General features: G+C 69.9%; 3 protein-coding genes. 2 read left to right on the top strand and 1 reads right to left on the bottom strand.

Going from position 1 to position 3,121, the window contains the following annotated elements; all coding sequences use genetic code 11:
* Positions 1-84: 84 nt before the first annotated feature.
* Positions 85-933 carry a thioesterase family protein gene (locus tag ACPYOM_RS21450; RefSeq protein WP_481342388.1) on the top strand — a complete coding sequence of 283 codons (849 nt, stop codon included), beginning with the start codon at positions 85-87 and terminating at the stop codon, positions 931-933.
* Between the two features lie 98 nt (positions 934-1,031).
* Positions 1,032-2,135, top strand: a complete 1,104-nt coding sequence (gene ychF, locus ACPYOM_RS21445) for a redox-regulated ATPase YchF (RefSeq protein WP_481347508.1) — start codon at positions 1,032-1,034, stop codon at positions 2,133-2,135.
* 127 nt (positions 2,136-2,262) lie between these two features.
* Here ychF and ACPYOM_RS21440 read toward each other — a convergent pair whose 3' ends face one another.
* On the bottom strand, positions 2,263-2,907 hold the full coding sequence (locus ACPYOM_RS21440; RefSeq protein ID WP_481347509.1) for a DUF3800 domain-containing protein: 645 nt from the start codon (positions 2,905-2,907) through the stop codon (positions 2,263-2,265).
* Positions 2,908-3,121: the final 214 nt, after the last annotated feature.

Here is a 3,121-nt window from a genome sequence, read left to right as displayed (position 1 = left end):
CCATTACACACCCTTTGTCCCGGTGTGGCCCGCGGCACGCCCCGCCCGGTGCGATGTGTGGGACGCGTCTGCTAGACAGTCGCCGTGAGCGAGTACGACGACGCCGTCCGCCTGCAGCCCGGGCCGGGGCCCGACGCCCGGACCGGCAGCTTCTCCGAGGCCTGGATGATCGGCAACGCCGTCAACGGGGGGCTGGTCATGGCGACGGCCCTGACGGCCCTGGGGCAGCACCTGGCCGCCGACCCCGCCGAGGCGACGCGTCACGTCGACCCGGTCGTCGTCTCGGCGTACTTCCTGACCGCCTCGCAGCCCGGGCCGTTCACGGCGACGACCGAGGTCATGCGGTGCGGACGCGCCCTCTCGACGGGGCAGGTGAGCATCGTGCAGCCCTCGCCCGACGGCCCCCCGGTGGAGCGGATGCGCGCCATCGCCTCGTTCGGCAACCTCGACGAGGTCGAGGTGCAGCGCCAGTCCGTCGTGCCCGACATGCCGCCGCCGGAGCAGTGCCTCGGCGCGGACCAGGCGCCGCCGGACTTCCTCGCGAACGCCCGGTTCCTCGAGCGCCTCGACCTGCGGCTCGACCCGGCCACGGCCGGCTGGGCACTCGGGCGTCCCTCGATGCAGGGCGTCATGCGCGGATGGCTGCGCCTGCGCGACGGACGTGACCCGGACACGACGATGCTCCTGCTCGCCCTCGACGCCCTGCCCCCGGTCGCCTTCGACCTCGGGCTCTTCGGGTGGACCCCGACGCTGGAGTTCACCGGGCACGTCCGCCGCCGACCCGCGCCCGGCTGGCTGCGCGTCGCGCTCTCGAGCGAGAACCTCGGTGGCGGGATGATGGAGGAGGACGCGACGATCTGGGACTCCACCGGCGCCCTCGTCGCGCAGTCGCGTCAGCTCTGCGGCGTCCGGCCCGCACCGACCGACGGGTGAGGCAGCCCGCCCCCGACGTCGGCGCGGACCCTCCGGAGGGCCGCGGACGTCGGTGCGTGGTCGGGGCGCTCGTCCTGCGGCACTAAACTCCTGTCCTCGTGGCACTCACCATCGGAATCGTCGGTCTCCCCAACGTCGGCAAGTCGACGCTCTTCAACGCGCTGACCAAGAACAACGTGCTCGCCGCGAACTACCCGTTCGCGACGATCGAGCCCAACGTCGGCGTCGTGCCGCTGCCCGATGCGCGCCTGACGGTGCTCGCCTCGCTCTTCGGCTCCGAGAAGATCCTCCCGGCCACCGTCAGCTTCGTCGACATCGCCGGTATCGTGCGCGGCGCGTCCGAGGGTGAGGGCCTCGGCAACAAGTTCCTCGCCAACATCCGCGAGGCCGACGCCATCTGCCAGGTCGTGCGCGCCTTCGAGGACGCCGACGTCGTCCACGTCGACGGCAAGATCAGCCCGGCGGGCGACATCGAGACGATCCACACCGAGCTGATCCTCGCCGACCTCCAGACGCTCGAGAAGGCGGTGCCGCGCCTCGAGAAGGAGGCCCGGGTCAACAAGGACCGGAAGGCCGCGCTCGAGCTGGCCCAGGCCGCGCAGAAGGTCCTCGAGGAGGGGCACACCCTGTTCGCCGCGGGCCCGGCCGCCGGCGTCGACCTCGCCGAGGCCAAGCAGCTCGGCCTGCTGACGACCAAGCCCTTCATCTACGTCTTCAACCTCGACGAGGACCAGCTGGCCGACACCGCGCTGCACGCGTCGCTCCGGGACCTCGCGGCCCCGGCCGACGCCGTCTTCCTCAACGCCAAGCTCGAGATGGACCTCATGGACATGGAGGCCGACGAGGCCCTCGAGCTGCTGCAGAGCTTCGGGGCCGAGGAGTCGGGACTCGACCAGCTGGCGCGTACCGGCTTCCACACCCTGGGCCTGCAGACCTACCTCACGGCGGGGCCCAAGGAGTCGCGCGCCTGGACGATCGGCAAGGGCTGGACCGCCCCGATGGCCGCGGGCGTCATCCACACCGACTTCCAGCGTGGCTTCATCAAGGCCGAGATCGTCGGGTTCGGTGACCTCGTGGACGCCGGCTCGATGGCGGCCGCGAAGGCCGCGGGCAAGGTGCGCATGGAGGGCAAGGACTACGTCATGCAGGACGGCGACGTCGTCGAGTTCCGACACTCTGCAACAACGGGCGGCAAGAAGTAGGTCCGTAACCGTCTTGCGTGCGTGCACGGATGCTGTAGCGTTGCGCTCACCGAGACCCGCTGCCCGAATAGTCACCCTTTGGTGCGCGTGTCCCAGAACTGGGGCTAGGGCGGTGGGTCGAACCCCTTCACCGGCAGAAGTGCCACAGGGTCCCGTGCGGCTGGTACGTCCGCGGCCGTACCACGAGCAGATGCTTGGTGCTCGCGGGCTTGTGGGTCCGGATCCCGCGGTTGATCGCTCCCGCAACCATGTCTGCCAACTGGATGCCGACGTTGTGCCGCGAGTCATCGAACTTGACCGCGCTGATCGTGCCGGGCGCGTCACGGTTGACCATGCGGGCCAGGTACTGGGCGTCGTGCACGCCGAAGGCCTTCGTGTCGTGGCCGTCGACCACCACCTTGGCGTTTCGTAGGTAGCCGAAGTTCTTCGTGAGCAGCATGCGTATCGCGTAGGACTTGAGAGCCTGGGGCTCGTTGCGCAGCTTGGCGCTCGTCAGGCGAGCTTTGTCGATGCAGATGGCCCGGACGTGGAACCGCACGTCGTCAATCCGTGCGAAGAACTCGTCCTTGACCTTCTCTCGCGTTGAGTTGTACTTGAACTCGTGCCAGTGGCTGGTGCTCGTGCGCACCCCGGCGACGCGGTCGGCCAGCTTCTCGATCTGGGTCGGGTCGCGGAAGACGCAGGCCGCCATGACCAGATGGCTGGTCGAACCGGCAGCGAACTTCAGGCCGCCGTCGCCGGAGTCGTCCACGAAGACGTGCATCGAGGGCATGTTCACGAGGGGGACCATACGTGACCAACGCGACACTGCCGGGCTCGCGGCAGCGAGTGCCGCGACTGCCGTGACGCCCGATACGCCGAGGCAGCGGGCAGCGCCCGCAGCACACGCCGTTCCACCCACACGCGAACGGCCCCCTGGATTGCCCAGGGGGCCGTTCGAGCGCGTCCTCGGGGGTATGGGCGCGGTGCGACCCGAGGGACCTGCG

The organism is Monashia sp. HAY1-2A (assembly GCF_056755315.1).
This window is presented reverse-complemented; position numbering and strand designations above follow the sequence as displayed.

Bases quoted from the DNA above. Each gene is read 5' to 3' on its own strand.
- ACPYOM_RS21440 (WP_481347509.1), bottom strand. From the start codon at position 2,907: ATGCCCTCGATGCACGTCTTCGTGGACGACTCCGGCGACGGCGGCCTG.